At 59.2% G+C, this 19214-nt stretch carries 16 protein-coding genes; 12 read left to right on the top strand and 4 right to left on the bottom strand.

The window, feature by feature from the left end; genetic code table 11:
- Position 1 precedes the first annotated feature (1 nt).
- Positions 2 to 1012, top strand: coding sequence for a 2-dehydropantoate 2-reductase (locus AC1DYQ_RS03160; RefSeq protein ID WP_477685533.1), 1011 nt, complete (start codon positions 2 to 4; stop codon positions 1010 to 1012).
- 137 nt (positions 1013 to 1149) lie between these two features.
- Here the strand turns inward: AC1DYQ_RS03160 and AC1DYQ_RS03155 are convergent, their stop codons facing one another.
- Positions 1150 to 2046: a hypothetical protein gene (locus AC1DYQ_RS03155; protein ID WP_477685532.1), complete on the bottom strand. Its 897-nt coding sequence runs from the start codon at positions 2044 to 2046 to the stop codon at positions 1150 to 1152.
- 308 nt (positions 2047 to 2354) lie between these two features.
- Between AC1DYQ_RS03155 and AC1DYQ_RS03150 the strand changes: the two genes are divergently transcribed.
- From AC1DYQ_RS03150 to AC1DYQ_RS03140, 3 genes are all read left to right on the top strand, one after another.
- Positions 2355 to 3377: a Bug family tripartite tricarboxylate transporter substrate binding protein gene (locus AC1DYQ_RS03150; protein WP_477685531.1), complete on the top strand. Its 1023-nt coding sequence runs from the start codon at positions 2355 to 2357 to the stop codon at positions 3375 to 3377.
- 111 nt (positions 3378 to 3488) lie between these two features.
- Positions 3489 to 4010 carry a tripartite tricarboxylate transporter TctB family protein gene (locus tag AC1DYQ_RS03145; RefSeq protein WP_477685530.1) on the top strand — a complete coding sequence of 174 codons (522 nt, stop codon included), beginning with the start codon at positions 3489 to 3491 and terminating at the stop codon, positions 4008 to 4010.
- Positions 4011 to 4058: 48 nt separating this feature from the next.
- Positions 4059 to 5588 (top strand): tripartite tricarboxylate transporter permease, encoded by a 1530-nt coding sequence (locus tag AC1DYQ_RS03140; RefSeq protein WP_477685529.1) that lies wholly within the window; start codon positions 4059 to 4061, stop codon positions 5586 to 5588.
- A 69-nt stretch (positions 5589 to 5657) separates the two neighbouring features.
- On the opposite strand, the gene AC1DYQ_RS03135 is transcribed toward AC1DYQ_RS03140, so the two are convergent.
- Positions 5658 to 6266: a Crp/Fnr family transcriptional regulator gene (locus tag AC1DYQ_RS03135; protein WP_477646571.1), complete on the bottom strand. Its 609-nt coding sequence runs from the start codon at positions 6264 to 6266 to the stop codon at positions 5658 to 5660.
- 184 nt (positions 6267 to 6450) lie between these two features.
- On the opposite strand from AC1DYQ_RS03135, the gene oxc reads away from it, so the two are divergent.
- The 6 genes from oxc to fdhF all read left to right on the top strand — a co-directional run bounded on the left by oxc (position 6451) and on the right by fdhF (position 16022).
- Complete coding sequence (oxc, locus tag AC1DYQ_RS03130) at positions 6451 to 8169, top strand: oxalyl-CoA decarboxylase (RefSeq protein WP_477685528.1); 1719 nt, start codon at positions 6451 to 6453, stop codon at positions 8167 to 8169.
- Positions 8170 to 8197: 28 nt separating this feature from the next.
- Positions 8198 to 9469 carry a formyl-CoA transferase gene (gene frc, locus AC1DYQ_RS03125; protein ID WP_457280479.1) on the top strand — a complete coding sequence of 424 codons (1272 nt, stop codon included), beginning with the start codon at positions 8198 to 8200 and terminating at the stop codon, positions 9467 to 9469.
- A gap of 110 nt (positions 9470 to 9579) precedes the next feature.
- Entirely contained in the window at positions 9580 to 10026 is a 447-nt protein-coding gene (locus AC1DYQ_RS03120) for a PAS domain-containing protein (RefSeq protein ID WP_477685527.1), read from the top strand.
- Between the two features lie 127 nt (positions 10027 to 10153).
- Positions 10154 to 11401 carry a formyl-CoA transferase gene (gene frc / locus AC1DYQ_RS03115; RefSeq protein WP_477685526.1) on the top strand — a complete coding sequence of 416 codons (1248 nt, stop codon included), beginning with the start codon at positions 10154 to 10156 and terminating at the stop codon, positions 11399 to 11401.
- Positions 11402 to 11455: 54 nt separating this feature from the next.
- Positions 11456 to 13153, top strand: coding sequence for an NAD(P)H-dependent oxidoreductase subunit E (locus AC1DYQ_RS03110; RefSeq protein ID WP_477685525.1), 1698 nt, complete (start codon positions 11456 to 11458; stop codon positions 13151 to 13153).
- Positions 13154 to 13184: 31 nt separating this feature from the next.
- Positions 13185 to 16022 carry a formate dehydrogenase subunit alpha gene (gene fdhF / locus AC1DYQ_RS03105; protein WP_477685524.1) on the top strand — a complete coding sequence of 946 codons (2838 nt, stop codon included), beginning with the start codon at positions 13185 to 13187 and terminating at the stop codon, positions 16020 to 16022.
- Between the two features lie 203 nt (positions 16023 to 16225).
- Here the strand turns inward: fdhF and rraA are convergent, their stop codons facing one another.
- Both rraA and AC1DYQ_RS03095 read right to left on the bottom strand, forming a co-directional pair.
- On the bottom strand, positions 16226 to 16747 hold the full coding sequence (gene rraA, locus AC1DYQ_RS03100) for a ribonuclease E activity regulator RraA (RefSeq protein ID WP_477685523.1): 522 nt from the start codon (positions 16745 to 16747) through the stop codon (positions 16226 to 16228).
- Entirely contained in the window at positions 16744 to 17235 is a 492-nt protein-coding gene (locus AC1DYQ_RS03095) for an Lrp/AsnC family transcriptional regulator (RefSeq protein WP_092128104.1), read from the bottom strand. The genes rraA and AC1DYQ_RS03095 overlap by 4 nt, the downstream gene beginning before the upstream one ends.
- A 92-nt stretch (positions 17236 to 17327) precedes the next feature.
- Here AC1DYQ_RS03095 and yedA point away from each other — a divergent pair, with 92 nt between their 5' ends.
- Both yedA and AC1DYQ_RS03085 read left to right on the top strand, forming a co-directional pair.
- The gene (yedA, locus tag AC1DYQ_RS03090) at positions 17328 to 18251 is read left to right on the top strand and encodes a drug/metabolite exporter YedA (RefSeq protein WP_477685522.1); all 924 of its coding nucleotides are present in this window, start codon (positions 17328 to 17330) and stop codon (positions 18249 to 18251) included.
- A gap of 110 nt (positions 18252 to 18361) precedes the next feature.
- Positions 18362 to 18820 carry an SWIB/MDM2 domain-containing protein gene (locus AC1DYQ_RS03085; protein ID WP_122956824.1) on the top strand — a complete coding sequence of 153 codons (459 nt, stop codon included), beginning with the start codon at positions 18362 to 18364 and terminating at the stop codon, positions 18818 to 18820.
- Positions 18821 to 19214: the final 394 nt, after the last annotated feature.

Raw genomic sequence — 19214 nt, 5'->3', positions numbered from 1 at the left:
TGTGAAGATTGCGATCATTGGGGCCGGGGCCATCGGCGGTTATGTGGGTGTGAAATTGGCTTTGGCCGGTGAGGACGTGACCTTCATCGTACGGGGCGCCAACCTGGATGCTATTCGTAAAAAGGGCATGAAGCTCATCATGCACAATGGCACCGAACACGTTGCGGAAAATGTCAAGGCGACCAACAACTACACAGAAGCCGGCCCGCAGGATCTGGTGATCCTGGCCATGAAGGCACATCAGGTAGAGGCTGTAGCCAACGATCTTCCCAAGCTGTTTGGGCGTGACACTACAGTTGTCACCATGCAAAACGGCATCCCCTACTGGTACTTCCATAACCATGGTGGCCCGTTTGAAGGAGGCCAGATCCATAGCGTGGATCCCAGCGGTACGCTGTCAAAAATGATCCCTCCGCAGCGCGTCATCGGCTGTGTCGTCTACCCGGCCTCTGAACTTGTGGCGCCAGGTGTCGTGAAACATATCGAAGGCGACCGCTTTCCGGTCGGCGAGCTTGACGGCTCAATCAGCGAACGTGTCACGCGAATTTCAGAATGTTTTGGCAACGCGGGGTTCAAGGCGCCCGTTCTGGACAACATCCGATCGGAGATCTGGCTCAAGCTTTGGGGCAATCTCACTTTCAACCCCATCAGCAGTCTGGCCCATTCCACACTGGTGGACATCTGCCAGTATCCGCTGACACGCGAACTGGCCGCCAGCATGATGCGCGAGGCCCAGGAAGTGGCTCACAAACTGGGCATCGAGTTCCGCGTCACACTGGACAAGCGCATCGCCGGCGCGGAGAAAGTGGGCAAGCACAAAACATCCATGCTGCAGGACATCGAAGCCGGTCGAGCTCCGGAAATCGACGCCCTGGTGGGTTCGGTAGTCGAACTGGGACGCCTTACGCAAACACCAACACCGCACATCGACACGGTGTACGCTCTCGTCAAATTGCTCGCAAAAACCATGGACGAAGAGCGCGGACAGGTGCGTCTTCAGCTCGCGGCCTGATTGCCCGGTAAACGGCCGGGCTTGGGGCCTGACATCGACAGGACTGTGCCAGCCAATCAGGCCTCATCCAATTGCTGCGGCGCACAACGGTTTTCTTGTTGCCGCGACCTGCGGCAAGCCCCAGAAAACGATCCGACTCAAGGTCCAAAGGCCAACGATTTCTTCATAGCCTCAACCGCCGCGTCCGAAGGAGTGTCGAAATCGAACTTGGCCCCAAGGTCCAACGCCTTTAACAGAAGCGGGTTTGCGTTCTTGAGGGAGTCGAACAGAGTAGCCGCTTTTTTAGTCACATCTGCTGGAGCACTAGGGTGAACGTACAGCCCGTAGCCCCAACTCGCGTTGGCGGTCGGCACAATGACCAGTTGCGCCATATGGATGCGCTCATCGGTACCGTGGTGGCTTTTCATGGTGGCAGCCTGTGCGCTCTGTAGCCGGGTAATCAGGCCGGCCCACCGATCCGCTTGCCAATGAAATGCCGCTTTGGTCGGCAAGTAGCTTTGCCCCAGCCCTTGTTGAGGCAATATTTCGACCACCGTGCCGCAAAAATTCTCGGCTTTTACGAGCGATGTGGTCACACCGCTTTTCATGCCAAAGCAACTGGTCGTCTTGAGCTTGGCGAGCACTTTGGCTTGATCTGCGGGAGGGAGCGTCTTCAACTCGACCGGTTTGCCGTCCTTGACCGTTCCGATGTCAGCCAGAATCAGTACAGCCGACTGGATCGGGTCCATGTTGACAGCCACCGGCTTATAGCCTGAGGCAAGACCGACCACGGGGTTGCCATAGACCCAGCATGGTGGAGCCGGTTTCTTGACAGCTGTCAAAACATCCTGCGTCTCCCGGATGTTGAGCACCGGCGTGACCGACAGCCCCGTGGGGCGGATAAAGTCAACGAGTTCTTTCAGGGCACTTTCGGTTTGCGAGGCTCCCTCGCCACGGATCACTTGCGGATTAAGGTAAAGACCGCCCTCGCACTGCTGCGCCTGCGCGGTCAAACCAAAAAAAAACAAAGCCATCAGCAACAATGAGTTTTTCATGGCTATTACCTTTCAAAACATTTTTGTGTTCCAGTCATCGCCACGGAACGAAGCGCCAGCCCTTTTGAAATTCATGGTATCGGCGATGTGACACTTTCCTCCTAGGGAGATACGCTATCAAGCGCCCGCCATGGAGCAAAACAGCTCGGGAGAAACCCTAGAGGGCATCGAAAATCCCACAAACTTGACCCCTGTCAAGAGTTTTTCGTCCACTTGGTAAGACCATACGCGTGCAATATGCTCCGGCCAGGGAATCAGTAAAGAAGTTCCAAGCCCAAACAGAGTTACCCAATACAGGAGACAACGTGATGAAAACCAGATTTGCGAGCATCAGGAATAAATTGACTGCAGCAGGGACATGCGCCATCGCAGCAGCGGCGCTTATGGCCTTCCCGGCCCATGCAGCCTGGGAGCCAACCAAGCCAGTGGAGTTCGTGGTCCCTGCGGGTACCGGTGGCGGGGCCGATCAGATGGCCCGACTGATGCAAGGTATCGTCATCAAGCACAAGCTGATGAAAGAGCCACTGATCGTCGTCAACAAATCCGGCGGCGCAGGCGCAGAAGGTTTTCTTGAAGTCAAGGGCGCCAAAGGTGATCCACACAAGATCATCATCACGCTGTCCAACCTCTTCACCACGCCGCTGGCGACCGGTGTTCCCTTCAACTGGCGCGACATGACGCCCGTATCCATGATGGCGCTCGACCAGTTCGTGCTGTGGGTCAATGCAGAAAACCCCGCCAAGACCGCCAAGGACTACCTGGCAGCCGTGAAAACCGCAGGCCCCAGCAAAATTAAGATGGGCGGCACCGGCTCCAAGCAGGAAGACCAGATCATCACCGTCGGTATTGAGCAAGCTACAGGCACCAAATTCATCTATGTCCCCTTCAAGGGCGGCGGTGAAGTCGCTGTGCAGCTCGTTGGCAAACACATCGACTCTTCCGTCAACAACCCGATCGAGGCTGTTGCCCAGTGGCGCGCCAATCAGCTTCGGGCTCTGTGCGTCTTCGACGACAAACGAATGACCTACAAGACCAAAGTCACCGACACCCTGTCATGGGCCGACATCCCGACGTGCAAGGAATCCGGTGTGCCCACCGACTACACCATGCTGCGCGGCATATTCATGGCGCCTGGCGTATCGAAAGACCAGCTCGAGTTCTATGTCAACCTGCTCAAGAAAGTACGCGACACCCCTGAGTGGAAAGACTACATGGAAAAAGGTGCGTTCAACCAGACATCGATGTCCGGCGACGAGTTCGGAAAATGGCTGGGCAGCGCAGAGCAGCGCCATCGCGAGTTGATGAAGGAAGCCGGCTTCATCGCGAAGTAACGATAAAGAAAACCCGTTCGCCGGGTTTTCCCCTGCGGGCTGGCCAAGCGCCAGCCCCACAATCAATCAAGTTCGCCCTGGTGCAGGGCACTCAATCCAACGGAGTTGCTCATGGAGCCAAACCAAGAATCCGGCGCGGAAGTCCGCTCGGGCGTCGCGACCTATGTTGTTGAAGCGATCGTAGCCACCTGTATTGTCATCCTGGGTGGCGTGGTCATCCAGGGCAGTTGGGCACTGGGGTCCGGCTGGACCACCGATGGCCCCGGTTCAGGCTACTTCCCGTTTTACATCGGCATCATCCTGTGTATTTCAGGCATCGGCACCTTCTACCAAGCCGTGTTCGGCAAGAACAGGAATACCGAGGTATTTGTCGACGGCGAGCAACTCAAGCGGGTACTTGCCGTTTTGCTCCCCGCCATTGTTTATGTGCTGGCGGTCCAGTTTTTTGGCCTCTACGTGGCGTCCGCTGTATACATCGCGCTGTTCATGATCATCCTGGGGAAATTCTCCCCGATCAAGAGCGTGATCACCTCCTTCGTTGTGATTGCGCTGTTTTTCTTCATGTTCGAGGTCTGGTTCAAGGTTCCCTTGTTCAAAGGCCAGTTCGACTTGCTGAGCTTCCTCGGCTACTGAGTCCTCTATACCCGCATCGAGCCCACTGAACTTTTACCGGATATCGAAATGGAAGAACTAAACTCGCTTTTTCACGGATTCAGCGTCATCCTGACGCCGATGAACATCGTCCTGATGTTCGTGGGCATCATTCTGGGCGTGCTGATCGGCGTGCTGCCCGGCCTGGGCGGCGCCAACGGGGTGGCCATTTTGCTACCGCTCACGTTCACGATGTCGCCCACTTCGGCCATCATCATGCTGTCCTGCATCTATTGGGGTGCGCTTTTTGGTGGTGCGATCACCTCCATCCTGTTCAACATACCGGGAGAGCCCTGGTCGGTAGCAACCACCTTTGACGGCTACCCGATGGCTCAACAAGGCAAGGCGGGCGCCGCACTGACAGCCGCGTTCACTTCATCTTTCGTCGGTGCCTTTGTTGCCGTCGTGATGATCACCTTTCTGGCACCCCTGGTGGCCAAGTTCGCACTCAAGTTCGGTCCACCTGAGTTCTTTGCGGTCTACCTTCTGACCTTCTGTAGTTTCGTGGGCATGGGCAAAGGCTCTCCGTTCAAGATCCTCGCGTCCATGACGCTCGGCTTTGCATTGGCATCCGTCGGCATGGACACCGTAACCGGCCAGCTGCGCCTGACCTTCGGGATCCCGGACCTTATGCGCGGTTTCGATTTCCTGATCGCGGTGATCGGCCTGTTCGGCATCGGCGAGATTCTTCTGTCCATGGAAGAAGGACTGGCGTTCTCCGGCAAAAGCGCCAAGATCGACCCCAAGGTCGTGCTCGAGACATGGAAAAAACTGCCGAAGTACTGGATGACGTCGGTTCGCAGTTCGCTGATCGGCATCTGGATGGGTATCACCCCTGGCGGCGCAACCCCGGCCTCATTCATGAGTTACGGCCTTGCCAAGAAAATGTCGAAAAACGGCTCGAAGTTCGGCACCGGCGAAATCGAAGGTGTCATTGCTCCCGAAACCGCAGCCCATGCCGCCGGCACCAGCGCCCTGCTGCCCATGCTGGCACTGGGAATTCCGGGTTCACCCACCGCAGCTGTGCTGCTGGGCGGCTTGCTCATCTGGGGCCTGCAGCCCGGGCCACTGCTGTTCGTTGAGCAAAAAGACTTCGTCTGGGGACTGATTGCCAGCATGTACCTGGGCAACCTTGTAGGACTGATCGTTGTGCTGACCACGGTCCCGCTGTTTGCCTCCATCCTGCGCATCCCGTTCTCAATCATTGCCCCCATCATTGTGGTCATCTGCGCCATCGGCGCCTACACCGTCCACAACGCCATGTTGGACATCTGGTTCATGATGCTGTTCGGCGTGGTCGGCTACCTCTTCAAGAAACTGGACTATCCACTCGCACCGCTGGTGCTGGCGCTGGTCCTTGGAGACAAGGCCGAAGACTCGTTCCGCCAAGCGATGCTCGTGTCGCAAGGCGAAATGTCCATCATGTGGTCTAACCCGCTGGTAGGCGGCATCACGACACTTGCCCTGGTTTTGCTGCTGTGGCCACTGATCTCCCGCCTTCTGGCCAAAATTCGCCCGCCCAAAAAGAGTGAATTTGCAGCGGAACAGCCTGTGGACTAAACATTCGAGCTCATAACAAAAAAGCCGGGTATATCACCCGGCTTTTTTTATTCCCGCTTCGGTTTTCTGTCAGATCTTGCCGCGCTGCTTGAGTCGACTCAGGGTTTCTGCTGACAGGTTCAGGTAGGACGCCAATTCTTTCTTGGGAATGCGGTCAAACAGTTCGGGATGCTTGCGCTGAAACCGCTTGACGCGGCCCGGTGCATCCAGCAGATGCAGCGTAATGGTATGGGCCATGATTTCGCTCATCAAGCGCATTACGTAATACTCGAAAGACTGCTTGATTTCGTGATGACGCTCCAGAAATGCCACCCACTCCTGCAGCGGCAGCTTTGCCACCCGGACCTTGGTCACGCAAACGGTGCTGTAAGGCGTGGGCGTACCGAGGCGCCATGCGGCATAGCTGGTTTCCATGTCTCGTTCGTCGGCAAAACGAAGAATCATCTCCTTGGCCTGCTCATTGGTTACCACCCGCTTCAGGATGCCTTCAAGGATGAAATATTGCTCCATTTCATGCACCCCCTGATGCAGGAGCGAGTCACCCTTCTGACCATCAACAATCACTAGATGCGGTTCCAGTTCAGCACTCTGCTCCGTCGTAATTCCCTTCAGAACTATGTTCTGTGCCAGCTGAACACGAATGACATTTCTATCTGGATGGTTTTGTATGGACAACATGGGTTGGGAGGGTGCGGAACTGACACGTTTGTGCGGTCCAAATACAGAGAAAGTTGACCTCGGTCAAGGGTGAAACCTGAATCAATTCCTATGATAACCCGACGATGCAAATGACCCTCGTGCATGCCGATGGACAGCCAGGCCTGCTCAATTTTTACCCAAGTCAAACGAAGAGACATTTCAAATGACAAAAGACACCCAATCCGGAGAGCAGACAGATGGATTTCACCTGCTGATCGACGCGCTCAAGCTCAATGGCATTGACACGATCTTCGGCTTGCCCGGTATTCCCATCACCGACCTGACGCGTAAGGCGCAGGCTGAGGGCATCCGCATGATTTCGTTCCGCCACGAGCAGCATGCCGGTAATGCCGCAGCTGCCGCGGGCTTCCTGACGCAAAAGCCCGGCATTTGCCTGACGGTGTCGGCGCCCGGTTTCCTCAACGGTCTCACAGCACTGGCGAACGCAACGACCAACTGCTTCCCGATGATCCTGATCAGCGGCTCGAGCGAGCGCGAGATTGTGGACCTTCAGCAGGGTGACTACGAAGAAATGGACCAGCTGGCAATTGCCAAGCCATTGTGCAAAGCAGCATTTCGCGTCCTCCACGCCGAAGACATTGGCGTCGGCATCGCGCGCGCCATCCGGTCGGCGCTGTCCGGCCGCCCTGGCGGCGTCTACCTCGACCTGCCGGCCAAACTGTTCGGGCAGACCATGGATGCAGCAGCCGGCAAAAAGTCGCTCATCAAGGTTGTGGACCCCGCTCCCCGCCAGATCCCGGCGCCCGATTCGGTCAAACGCGCGCTCGACCTGCTCAAAGGTGCCAAACGGCCACTGATCGTGTTGGGCAAAGGCGCAGCCTATGCGCAGTGCGATGCCGATATCCGTGCCCTGATCGAAAAAACCGGCATCCCCTACCTGCCGATGTCCATGGCCAAGGGCCTGTTGCCTGACACGCACACACAGTCGGCCTCTGCCACCCGCTCCCACGTACTGGCGGAAGCCGATGTTGTGATGCTGGTCGGCGCGCGCCTGAACTGGCTGCTGTCACATGGCAAAGGCAAGACCTGGGGCGGCCCGAACGCCGACACCCGGCAGTTCATCCAGATCGACATCTCGCCGACCGAGATGGACAGCAACGTACCGATCGCCGCACCGCTGGTCGGCGACATCGGCTCGTGCGTCTCGGCATTGCTGGAAGGTTTAGGCTCAAAGTGGGCAAAACCACCGGTCGAATGGACTCAAGGGATCAACGAACGCAAGGACAAGAATCTGTCCAAGATGGCGGCAACCCTGGCGCTGAACCCGCCGACGATGAACTTCCACAGCGCGCTGAATGTCATCCGCAATGCGGTTAAAGAGCGCCCCGATGCCATCGTTGTCAACGAAGGCGCGAATACGCTGGATTTCGCGCGCAGCATTATCGACATGTACGAACCGCGCAAACGCCTTGACGTCGGCACCTGGGGCATCATGGGCATCGGCATGGGCTTTGCCGTTGCCGCTGCCGTCACTACGGGTAAACCCGTAATCGCGATCGAAGGCGATAGCGCCTTCGGTTTCAGCGGAATGGAAGTCGAGACGATTTGCCGCTACAACCTCCCCGTCTGCGTTATCGTCTTCAACAACAACGGCATTTACAAGGGCACCGACGTGAACCCTCGCGGCGGCGATGTGGCGCCCACCGTTTTCGTCAAGAACGCACGCTACGAGATGATGATGCAGGCTTTCGGCGGGGTGGGCGTTTTGGCCAACACGCCGGCCGAATTGGCGAAGGCGCTGGACGAAGCCGTTAAATCTGGCAAGCCGACCCTGATCAACGCCATCATCGACGAAACCGCAGGAACCGAAAGTGGTCGAATCACCAGCCTGAATCCGCAGAGTGCTGCAGCAAAGAAGTAATCCAAAGCCATCCCAAGGAGAAATCAAAATGAGCAACAAACCACTCGCAGGCATCAAAATCATCGACTTCACCCACGTTCAGGCCGGTCCGGCCTGCACTCAGATGCTGGCCTGGTTCGGCGCTGACGTAATCAAGGTCGAGCGTCCTGGCTCTGGCGACGTTACCCGAAGCCAGTTGCGTGACATCGAAGGCGCTGATGCGCTGTATTTCACCATGCTCAACAGCAACAAGCGCGGACTGACGCTGGACACCAAAAAGCCCGAAGGCAAGGAAGTGTTGGAGAGGCTCATCAAGGAATCCGACGTGATGGTCGAGAATTTTGGTCCCGGCGCACTGGACCGTATGGGATTCACCTGGGAACACATCCAGTCACTCAACCCAAAAATGATTCTGGCATCCGTCAAGGGTTTCTCTGACGGCCACCACTACGAAGACCTGAAGGTTTACGAAAACGTGGCCCAGTGCGCAGGCGGCGCAGCGTCCACCACCGGCTACTGGAAAGGCGAGAACTCAGGCCCCACCATTTCGTCTGCCGCTTTGGGCGACAGCAATACCGGCATGCACCTGGCCATCGGTATTTTGACGGCTTATATCGGCCGCCAGAAGACTGGCAAGGGCCAAAAAGTCGCCGTGTCCATGCAGGACAGTGTGCTCAACCTGTGCCGCGTCAAAATGCGCGACCAGTTACGCCTGGACAACCTTGGCTACCTGGAAGAGTACCCGCAATACCCGCATGAAATGGAAGCTTTCAAAGACGGCGTGGTACCGCGCGGCGCCAATGCCGGCGGTGGCGGACAACCCGGCTGGATTTTGAAATGCAAGGGTTGGGAAACTGACCCCAACGCCTACATCTATTTCACGGTCCAGGGTCACGCCTGGGAGCCGATCTGCGACGCATTGGGCAAACCCGAGTGGAAAACCGACCCGGCCTACACCACGGCCAAAGCACGTCAGCCGCACATCATGGACATCTTCGCGACGATTGAAGCATTCATTGCCGACAAGACCAAGTTCGAAGCCGTGGACGTCTTCCGAAAATTTGATATTCCTTGCGCGCCCGTGTTGTCGATGAAGGAGTTGTTGCATGACAAATCCTTGCGCGCCAGTGGCTCCATCGTTGAAGTACCGCACAAGGTGCGCGGTAGCTACTTCACCGTGGGCAGCCCGATCAAGTTCTCTGACACCAAGCCCGAAGTAACGGCATCACCCCTGCTGGGCGAACACACCGATGAGGTTCTGGCCGAACTCGGCTACAGCAAAGACCAAATCGCGGCCATGCACACTGCAAAAGCAGTGTGAGCGCAATCTTGAAGTAGCGGTCTTGATGGCCCAGAAAGACGGCGTTCAGATTGAGCGCCGTTTTTTTTAAGGCCTCAGTCAGCTTGTTTTCCAGCAACAGGAGTGGACATATGCAAACAACAACCGACCTGAAACAGCTCGTGGAAGCTGTTGGCGATGCCATCGTAGCTTCCGATGCCGACGGTGCAATTGTCTTATGGAATCCTGCGGCCCGGCGGATGTTTGGCTTCACGGAAGAAGAGGCGCTGGGTAAATCGCTGGACATCATCATCCCGCAGCGCCAGCAGCAGCGCCACTGGGACGGCTATCACAAGACCATGGCGACCGGGCAAACGCGGTATGGCAACGATGTCCTTCGTGTGCCCGCAGTGCACAAGGACGGGCATGGATTGTCCATTGCCTTTACCGTCGCGCTGTTACATACCCCGGATAACAAGGTATCAGCGATCGTCGCGGTGATCCGCGATGAAACCGCCCGCTTTGCCGAAGAACGCAACCTGAAAAAGCGCCTGACGGAGCTTGAGATGCAGCTTGCCCCTCAGGTTAATACACCCTAACCCAAACCGTACAGGCACACCACTGGAGCAGTGATTAACATAGGGGTGAACCGGGCACACGATGTCTCGGCCATGGCTCAAACCATGCGTAAACACCCAATTTTTCAACTTCCCGGCAGGAACTTTCATGAGCAAAGCGTTAGACGGCGTTCGCATCCTTGACTTCACCCACGTCCAATCAGGGCCGACGTGCACCCAATTGCTGGCTTGGTTCGGCGCTGACGTCATCAAGGTCGAGCGCGCAGGCGAAGGCGACGCGACGCGCGGGCAGTTGCGCGACATTCCCGGTGTGGACAGTCTGTACTTCACCATGCTCAACCATAACAAGCGCTCGATCACGCTGGACACCAAAAAGCCGAAAGGCAAAGAGGTTCTGGACACTTTGATCAAGGAATGCGACGTGCTGGTGGAGAACTTTGCGCCTGGCGCGCTCGACCGCATGGGCATCACCTGGGAACACATCCAGAAGCTCAATCCCCGGATGATCGTCGCCTCGGTGAAAGGTTTCGGCCCCGGCCGCTACGAAGATTGCAAGGTTTATGAAAACGTTGCACAGTGTGCCGGCGGTTCAGCCTCTACTTCCGGCTTCGACGATGGCCCACCCATGGTCACCGGCGCACAAATTGGTGACAGCGGAACCGGCCTGCACCTTGCCCTGGGCATCGTCGCAGCCCTCTATCAACGCAACACCACGGGGCGTGGCCAGAAAGTGCTGGCGCCCATGCAGGATGCCGTGCTGAACCTGTGCCGGGTCAAACTGCGCGACCAGCAGCGCCTGGAGCGCACAGGCACCATGCATGAGTACCCGCAGTACCCCGACGGCAAGTTCGGCGAAGCCGTGCCGCGCGCAGGCAATGCGTCCGGCGGCGGCCAGCCGGGCTCCATCCTGAAATGCAAGGGCTGGGAGACCGACCCCAACGCGTATATCTACTTCATCACCCAGGGCGCCGTGTGGCCAGCCGTGTGCAAGGTGATCGGCGAAGAAGGCTGGATTGACGACGAAGCTTTCGCGACGCCGGCGGCCCGGCTACTGCATTTGAAGCCCATCTTCGCGCGCATCGAGAAATGGACCATGACCAAGACCAAGTTCGAGGCCATGGAGATTCTGAACAAGTACGACATTCCCTGCGGCCCCATCCTGTCGATGAAGGAGATCTCGGAAGAACCCGGGCTCCGCGAAACGGGCACCATTGTTGAAGTCGATCACCCCACCCGCGGCAAGTACCTGACCGTGGGCAATCCGATCAAAATGTCGGACAGCGCCACAGAAGTCACGCGCTCACCCCTGCTAGGCGAACACACCGACGAGGTATTGACGCAATTAGGCTACGGCGCCGACTACATCGCCGAATTACGAGCCGAACGCGTCATCTAGGTCGGGCACCCCCAACGCCACCCACGCCAGCCATACAGCGAGCCCACACGCTTCATGAACCACCCCATCATTCCCATCGCCGTCATCGACGCCTCCAAGCAGCGAAAGCGTCAAGCACCCAAGGGGCGCCGCGTCGACCCGCACTCGCTGGCCGAAGTGCAGAGCCTGCTGGGCACCGAGTCGCGTCAGCCGGACCTGCTGATCGAACATCTGCACAAGATTCAGGATAAGTTCGGTCATCTGTCGGCCGCCCATCTGGCCGCACTGGCTCAGGAGATGAGGCTGGCGCAGACCGAGGTCTATGAGGTGGCAACCTTCTATCACCACTTCGACGTGGTCAAGGAGGGCGAAGCCGCTCCAGCCGCACTCACGGTGCGGGTCTGCGATGGCCTTTCTTGCGAGATGGCAGGCGCCAAGGACCTGCTGGCCAAGCTCCCTGCCCTGCTCGGCCGCGAAGTCCGGGTCATTGCCGCGCCTTGCATAGGCCGCTGCGAGCAGGCACCAGCAGTTGTGGTGGGACAAAACCCGGTACCCAATGCCAGCTGCGAAACCGTAATGGCGACCGTCGCAGCAGCAGCTGTGCAGCACGTTCCTGACGGCTTTATCGACCTGCCCACTTACCAGGCAGCCGGTGGTTACGCCTTGCTCAAGCACTGCATCTCAGGCGAACGCGATGTCGAGTCGGTTCTCAAGACCATGGAAGACTCCGGCCTTCGTGGACTGGGTGGCGCCGGCTTTCCTTCAGGCCGCAAGTGGCGCATCGTGCGTGCTGAAAAAGGCCCGCGCCTGATGGCGGTGAACATCGACGAAGGCGAGCCTGGCACTTTCAAGGACCGCGTCTACCTGGAGCGAGACCCGCACCGCTTCCTCGAAGGCATGCTGATTGCCGCCTGGGCCGTCGGCATCGAGAAGATCTACGTTTACTTGCGTGACGAGTACCACGGCTGCCGCAACATGCTGGAGGCCGAACTGGCCAGGTTGCGGCTAGACCCACTGATGGCCGGCATGCCGGAAATCGAACTGCGCCGCGGCGCAGGCGCTTATATCTGCGGTGAAGAGTCGGCCATGATCGAGTCCATCGAAGGTAAACGCGGCATGCCCCGGTTGCGTCCGCCCTATGTAGCGCAGGTAGGCCTGTTTGGCCGGCCGACGCTTGAGCACAACTTCGAGACGCTGTACTGGGTGCGCGACATCCTGGAAAAAGGCGGCGAGTGGTTCGCTTCGCACGGCCGCAATGGCCGCAAAGGCTTGCGCTCGTTCTCTGTGTCCGGACGGGTAAAGGAACCTGGCGTCAAGCTGGCACCGGCCGGCATCACCATCCAGGAGCTGATCGACGAATACTGCGGCGGCATGCTGGACGGCCAGAAGTTTTATGCTTACCTGCCCGGCGGTGCTTCAGGCGGCATCCTGCCCGCCACGATGAACACCATCCCGCTGGACTTCGACACGCTGCAGCCTTACGGCTGTTTCATCGGCTCGGCCGCCGTGATGATCCTGTCCGACAAGGACACGGCCACCGACGCGGCGCGCAACATGATGCGATTCTTCCACCACGAGTCCTGCGGCCAGTGCACGCCCTGCCGCGTCGGCACGGCGAAAGCGGCGCATCTTATGGAGCAGCCCAAGTGGGACCTCGCCCTGCTGGCAGACCTGTCCCTGGTCATGCGTGATGCATCGATCTGCGGCCTCGGCCAAGCGGCTCCCAATCCCATGGACTGCGTCATCAAGTACTTCCCACACGAGCTGGCTTGAGCACCGCGTCAACAAGACAAGAGGCACCACGATGAATGCAATTACCCGCCAGGAACTCGCCGAACTCGACGCACCGCTTGTGAGCTTCAGCCTCAACGGCCGCGAAGTCCAGGGCCGCGCCACCGAATCACTACTCCAGGTCGCCAAGCGCGAAGGCGTGGAGATCCCGCACCTGTGTTTCAAGGAAGGCATGGAAGCTGTCGGCAACTGCCGATCGTGCATGGTTGAAATCAACGGTGAGCGCGTACTCGCTCCCTCATGCTGCCGGGCACCTGCAGCCGGCATGAAGGTCGTCACCGACAGCGAACGCGCCGTGGCCTCGCAAAAGCTGGTGCTCGAGCTGCTGCTGTCAGACATGCCCGAAAAGGAATACACCCGTAACAACGAGGTAGACCAATGGGCTGCCAAGATCGGCGTGGGCAAGCCCCGCTTTGAGGCGCGCCAGCAGGTGCGCCAGGATGTGTCGCACCCCGCCATCGCTGTGAACCTAGACGCCTGCATCCAGTGCACACGCTGCCTGCGCGCCTGCCGTGACGAACAGGTGAACGACGTGATCGGGCTGGCCTTCCGCGGCGACCAGGCCAAGATCGTCTTTGACATGGACGACCCGATGGGCATGTCCACCTGCGTGGCCTGCGGCGAATGCGTGCAGGCCTGCCCTACCGGGGCCCTGATGCCGGCGCGCGAAGCTGCCCTGACGGTACCCGACAAACAGGTCGAGTCGGTCTGCCCCTACTGCGGCGTGGGCTGCCAGCTGACCTACAACGTCAAGGACGACAAGATTCTTTTTGTGGAAGGCCGCGACGGCCCTGCCAACCACGAGCGCCTGTGCGTCAAGGGCCGCTACGGTTTTGACTATGCCCACCACCCGCACCGCCTGACCAAGCCGCTGATCCGCCGCGAAGGCATGCCGAAAACCGGCGACTTCACGATGGACCCGGACCGCGTGATGGACGTCTTCCGCGAAGCGAGCTGGGAAGAAGCGCTGGAGTTCGCTGGCGGCAAGCTGGCAGCCATCCGCGACCAGCATGGCAAGAAATCGCTGGCCGGCTTTGGCTCTGCCAAGGGCAGCAACGAGGAAGCCTACCTGTTCCAGAAGCTGGTGCGCACCGGTTTCGGCAGCAACAATGTGGACCACTGCACGCGCCTGTGCCATGCGTCCTCGGTCGTCGCCCTGCTGGAAGGCATTGGTTCTGGCGCCGTCTCCAACCCCGTCATGGATGTCACCAAGGCCGACGTCGTTGTGATCATCGGCGCCAACCCGACGGTGAACCACCCGGTGGCCGCCACCTGGATCAAGAACGCCGTGAAAAACGGCACCAAGCTGATCGTGATGGATCCGCGCCGCTCGGACCTGACCCGCGTGGCGCACCGCCACCTGCAGTTCAAGCCCGATACCGATGTGCCCATGCTCAACGCGATGATGAATGTCATCGTGACCGAGGGCCTGGTGGACCAGGCGTTCATCGACAGCCGCACCATCGGCTACGAAGAACTGCGCAAGAACGTTGAGGGCTACACACCCGAGCTGATGGCGCCGATCTGCGGCATCGACGCCGACACGCTGCGTTATGTGGCCCGCCTGTTCGCCACTTCCAAAGGCTCGATGATCTTGTGGGGCATGGGTGTGTCGCAGCACGTGCACGGCACCGACAACGCGCGTTGCCTGATCGCCCTTTCGCTGATGACCGGCCAGATCGGCCGTCCCGGTACCGGCCTGCATCCCCTGCGCGGCCAGAACAACGTGCAGGGCGCGTCCGACGCGGGCCTGATCCCCATGATGCTGCCAGACTACCAGCATGTGTCCAAGCCCGAGGTCCGAGCCAGTTTCGAGAAGGCCTGGAAGCTGGCCCCCGGCACCCTGGACGACCAGGTCGGCCTGACGGTGGTCGAAGTGATGCACGCCATCAAAAAAGGCGGCATCAAGGGGATGTATGTGCAAGGCGAGAACCCGGCCATGTCCGACCCGGACGCCAACCACGCGCGCGAAGCTCTGGCGGCACTCGATCACCTCGTGGTGCAGGACATCTTTCTGACCGAAACGGCCTATCTGGCGGACGTGATTTTGCCGGCCAGCGCCTTCCCGGAAAAAGACGGCAGCTTTACCAACACCGACCGCCTCGTGCAGATGGGCCGCAAGGCGATCAACCCGCCCGGCGATGCACGCCAGGACCTCTGGATCATTACGCAGATCGCCAACCGCATGGGTTGCGGCTGGCACTACAACCATGTCAGCGAAGTCTTCGACGAGATGCGCCACACCATGCCCAGCATCGGCGGCATCACCTGGGAGCGGCTTGACCGCGAGCATTCGGTCACCTACCCCTGCATGAAGGAAGGCGATCCCGGCCAGTCGGTGGTGTTCGTGGACGACTTCCCCCGCGAAGGCGGCCGCGCGAAGTTCGTGCCGGCCGACATCATCCCGGCCGACGAGCGCCCGGACACCGAATATCCGATGGTGCTGATCACCGGGCGCCAGCTGGAGCATTGGCACACCGGCAGCATGACACGGCGCGCGACGGTGCTCGATGCGATCGAGCCGGATCCGGTTGCGTTGGTGCACCCCCTGGATCTTGCGGCCTTGGGCGGCAAACCGGGCGATGTCGTGACCATCGAGTCACGCCGCGGCAAGGTGGAGCTGTATGCCCGCGCCGACGAAAGCTCGCCACGCGGCGCGGTTTTTGTACCTTTCTGTTACTACGAGGCAGCCATCAACAAGCTGACCAACGCCGCGCTGGACCCGTTTGCGAAGATCCCGGAGTTCAAATACTGCGCGATCCGCGTGTCGCTGGGCGGCGTGCCACCCGAGCAGGATAGCTACGGCGGTGGGCAAGCGCTGAAGAACTCGATCGCTCTTGCGGGATTCTGAGTATTTTTGGCAGCAATGAGAAGCAGGGCATGAGCGGCCCGCCTCTGCTGCTCGAAGACAGCGCGTGAGTGCTATTAAATTTATAGCTGCTTACGCCCTTGCTTATTGGGGTTGAGGCCGATTTTTCCAATAGTTCATCCAGCGCCCCCGCTGCAAACCTCTGCGCCCAGCGGTAGAGCACCTGGATTGCAAGCGCCCTGCGTCTACGCTTGCGCAGGCGCCGGCATCACCACCACCCCATCCTCGTCGGCGTAGAGCCAGTCGCCCGGCCGCACCCAGACGCCCTGTATCTGCACAGCGATATCACGCAGGCCCGCCTGGCGCCTTTCCGTGGGCAGCGGCATGCTTGCCAGGGCGCGGATGCCGGTCTGGCATTGCGCCAGCTCCGCCACATCGCGCACGCAACCGTCAATCAGCACCCCTGCCCAGCCGTTTTTGGCGGCGGCGGCGCCCAGATTGCCGCCCAGTAGCGCGCGGCGCAGCGAGGCGCCCCCGTCCACCACCAGCACGCGCGCCTCGCCGGGCGACTCCACCGCCGCCTTGACCGGCGAGTTGTCCTCAAAACACTGAACGGTGACCACAGGCCCGCTGAACTTCTGGTGGCCGCCATAGCTTCTGAAAACCGGCGGAAGCACCCTGAAGCGGCCCGAGGTGTCGCCTTTGTGGAGGTCGCAGAGATCGCAGGTGGCGAAGGAGGCGAAGGAGGCGAGATTGTCCTGGCTCATTTTCCGGTGACTTTCTTGATGACGGGTTTGATGTCTTCGCGCCGGGCGGGCAAGACCACCGCATTCTCGCGGGGGGCGTTCAGCACGATGGAGGTCGAGGTCTCGGTGAGGATGCAGAATTTGGTCACCACCGCATCCAGGTGTGCCACGTCGATCACTGCGATTTCCAGCACCCAGCTGTCCTCGCCGGTGACGTTGTAGGCATTGATCACTTCGGGCGTCTGCTCGATCAGCTTGACCACCCGGGCGTACTCGACCCGCCCTACCCGCGCGATAGCGCGTATGCCGTAACCCAGCCGCCCTAGGTCAACCTCGGCCCGGTAACCTTTGATCACGCCGCCCAGTTCGAGCTTGCGCACACGCTCCGTGACTGCCGGCTGGCTCAGGTGAACACGGCGGCCCAGCTCGGCCATGGTGATCCGCGCATCGCGCTGCAGTTCGCCGAGGATGCGGCTGTCGTAATGGTCCCATTCGGTGGTTTCGGTCATGTCGCTTTTCAAGCTTTAAATTTAAAGGCCAGCTGCAGTTTTGCCGTTAGTTTTGCATAGTCTGAAGGCGTTTGGCAACCTACCATGCAGGCATGACCTCCGCACTCATTTCATCCTCCGCCACCGGCAAAGCGCCGGCGCTTTTGATCCCTGCCCTGCTCGCCTGTTACCTGGTGTGGGGCTCCACTTACCTGGCAATCCGCTTTGCCCTGATCAGTTTTCCGCCTTTCTTCCAGATGGGCACGCGTTTCCTGGCGGCCGGCCTTCTGATGATGGCTTGGGTGCTGGTACGCGGGCACAAGCTGCCCAGCTGGCGCGAGTGGGCCAACGCCGCCGTCATCGGCACCCTGATGCTGGGCGGCGGGATGGGGCTGACAGCATCGGCTGAAGTTCACATCGGCTCCGGACTGATCGCCACCTTCATCGCGGTGGTTCCCATGATGGTGTCGGCCTGGGGCCTCCTGCTGGGCCAGCGGCCCAGCAGGCTGGAGTTCCTGGGCATGGTGGTGGGGCTGGCAGGTGTGCTGATGCTGGTGCAAGGCGCCAGCTTTAGCGCTGCTCCGGTCGGCATGGCGTGCATTGCGGGGGCGACCTTGCTGTGGTCACTCGGCTCGGTGCTGTCCACCACCCGGCTGCCGCTGGCGAATGGCCCCGCGGGTTTTGCCAGCGAAATGTTGTGTGGCGGCGCGGTGTTGATGGCGATTTCTCTTGCATTGGGTGAGCACCGCGAAGCCGCTGCCAACTGGCCCGCGCAGCCTGAAGCCGTGCTTGCGTGGCTCTATCTCGTGGTGTTTGGCTCGCTCATCGCCTTCAGCGCCTACCTCTATTTGCTGGCCAATGCCTCGCCTGCAGTAGCCACGAGCTATGCCTTTGTGAACCCCTTGATCGCGATTTTTCTGGGTGCATTCTTCGCCGGAGAGCACGTCACTGGGGGCGAATGGGCCGCTTGCGGCGTGATTCTCATGGGCGTTTTCCTGATTTTCAGAGGTAAATCTGCAACATCCAGGCGCAAATAAAGTGCGTTTGCACTAGGAAACTGCGTTTTTCTCCAGTAGCATCCGCATTGCCACAAGGAAGAGTAGTTATCCGTGTGGTGATTTATCAACTTCTAGAAGGAAAATCAATCATGGCAACTGCAAAAAAAGCACCGGCAAAAAAAGCGCCTGCTAAAAAGGCTGCTCCGGCAAAGAAAGTAGCTGCGAAGAAAGCAGCTCCTGCGAAGAAGGCTCCTGCGAAGAAAGCAGCTCCTGCAAAGAAGGTAGCCGCGAAGAAAGCAGCTCCCGCCAAGAAAGTTGCGGCCAAAAAGCCAGCAGCGAAAAAAGCGCCTGCCAAAAAGCGCACTCCCAATGCAGCGTTCATGAAGGCACTGACCTTGAGCCCGGCACTGGCAGCTGTGGTGGGCGACAAGCCTCTGCCACGTACCGAGATCGTCAGCAAGCTGTGGGTTTACATCAAATCCAAGGGCCTGCAGGACAAGGTCAACAAGCGCATGATCAACGCCGACGAAAAACTGCGTGCCGTTTTCGGCAAGGCGCAAGTGTCGATGTTCGAGATGGCTGGCCTGATCGGCAAGCACGTCAAGTAATCGGTTCTTACCGATATCAAAAGGCCGGTTTCTACCGGCCTTTTTTTATGCGCACGTGCTGCAGAGCCTATGTCATGCCCCCAAACCGCTGGCACGCTTCCTGCGTTACTCCGGCGCTCTTCCACCCGCTTCCATTAACGCCCAAAACAACCTGAAACGTCTGCTAATGCCATAGGGTTACTCGGTAGCCTGCCACCAACGGCACAGTCGAAAAACGACGCTATTGTTGCTAAGATAAAAAATTCCCTGCGGCACCGCCCGCACCAGACTTAACAAAACAAGACTCCATGTTGATGCCACTGCAGCTACTGCATTCAAAAACCGAGGCGGCGAAAAATTTCGCGCGCCCTGCCTGTCACCAGCGCGACGGTTTTTCCACAGCCCGCTCCAAGAC

Source organism: Polaromonas sp. P1_F4 (assembly GCF_056405675.1).
This window is presented reverse-complemented; position numbering and strand designations above follow the sequence as displayed.

What these genes read in the sequence shown, in the direction of transcription:
- AC1DYQ_RS03110 (WP_477685525.1), top strand. Translation starts at nt 11,456, where the DNA reads ATGAACCACCCCATCATTCCCATCGCCGTCATCGACGCCTCCAAGCAG.
- AC1DYQ_RS03145 (WP_477685530.1), top strand. Translation starts at nt 3,489, where the DNA reads ATGGAGCCAAACCAAGAATCCGGCGCGGAAGTCCGCTCGGGCGTCGCG.
- rraA (WP_477685523.1), bottom strand. Translation starts at nt 16,747, where the DNA reads ATGAGCCAGGACAATCTCGCCTCCTTCGCCTCCTTCGCCACCTGCGAT.
- AC1DYQ_RS03150 (WP_477685531.1), top strand. Translation starts at nt 2,355, where the DNA reads ATGAAAACCAGATTTGCGAGCATCAGGAATAAATTGACTGCAGCAGGG.
- frc (WP_477685526.1), top strand. Translation starts at nt 10,154, where the DNA reads ATGAGCAAAGCGTTAGACGGCGTTCGCATCCTTGACTTCACCCACGTC.
- oxc (WP_477685528.1), top strand. Translation starts at nt 6,451, where the DNA reads ATGACAAAAGACACCCAATCCGGAGAGCAGACAGATGGATTTCACCTG.
- AC1DYQ_RS03155 (WP_477685532.1), bottom strand. Translation starts at nt 2,046, where the DNA reads ATGAAAAACTCATTGTTGCTGATGGCTTTGTTTTTTTTTGGTTTGACC.
- AC1DYQ_RS03085 (WP_122956824.1), top strand. Translation starts at nt 18,362, where the DNA reads ATGGCAACTGCAAAAAAAGCACCGGCAAAAAAAGCGCCTGCTAAAAAG.
- yedA (WP_477685522.1), top strand. Translation starts at nt 17,328, where the DNA reads ATGACCTCCGCACTCATTTCATCCTCCGCCACCGGCAAAGCGCCGGCG.
- fdhF (WP_477685524.1), top strand. Translation starts at nt 13,185, where the DNA reads ATGAATGCAATTACCCGCCAGGAACTCGCCGAACTCGACGCACCGCTT.
- frc (WP_457280479.1), top strand. Translation starts at nt 8,198, where the DNA reads ATGAGCAACAAACCACTCGCAGGCATCAAAATCATCGACTTCACCCAC.
- AC1DYQ_RS03140 (WP_477685529.1), top strand. Translation starts at nt 4,059, where the DNA reads ATGGAAGAACTAAACTCGCTTTTTCACGGATTCAGCGTCATCCTGACG.
- AC1DYQ_RS03095 (WP_092128104.1), bottom strand. Translation starts at nt 17,235, where the DNA reads ATGACCGAAACCACCGAATGGGACCATTACGACAGCCGCATCCTCGGC.
- AC1DYQ_RS03135 (WP_477646571.1), bottom strand. Translation starts at nt 6,266, where the DNA reads ATGTTGTCCATACAAAACCATCCAGATAGAAATGTCATTCGTGTTCAG.
- AC1DYQ_RS03120 (WP_477685527.1), top strand. Translation starts at nt 9,580, where the DNA reads ATGCAAACAACAACCGACCTGAAACAGCTCGTGGAAGCTGTTGGCGAT.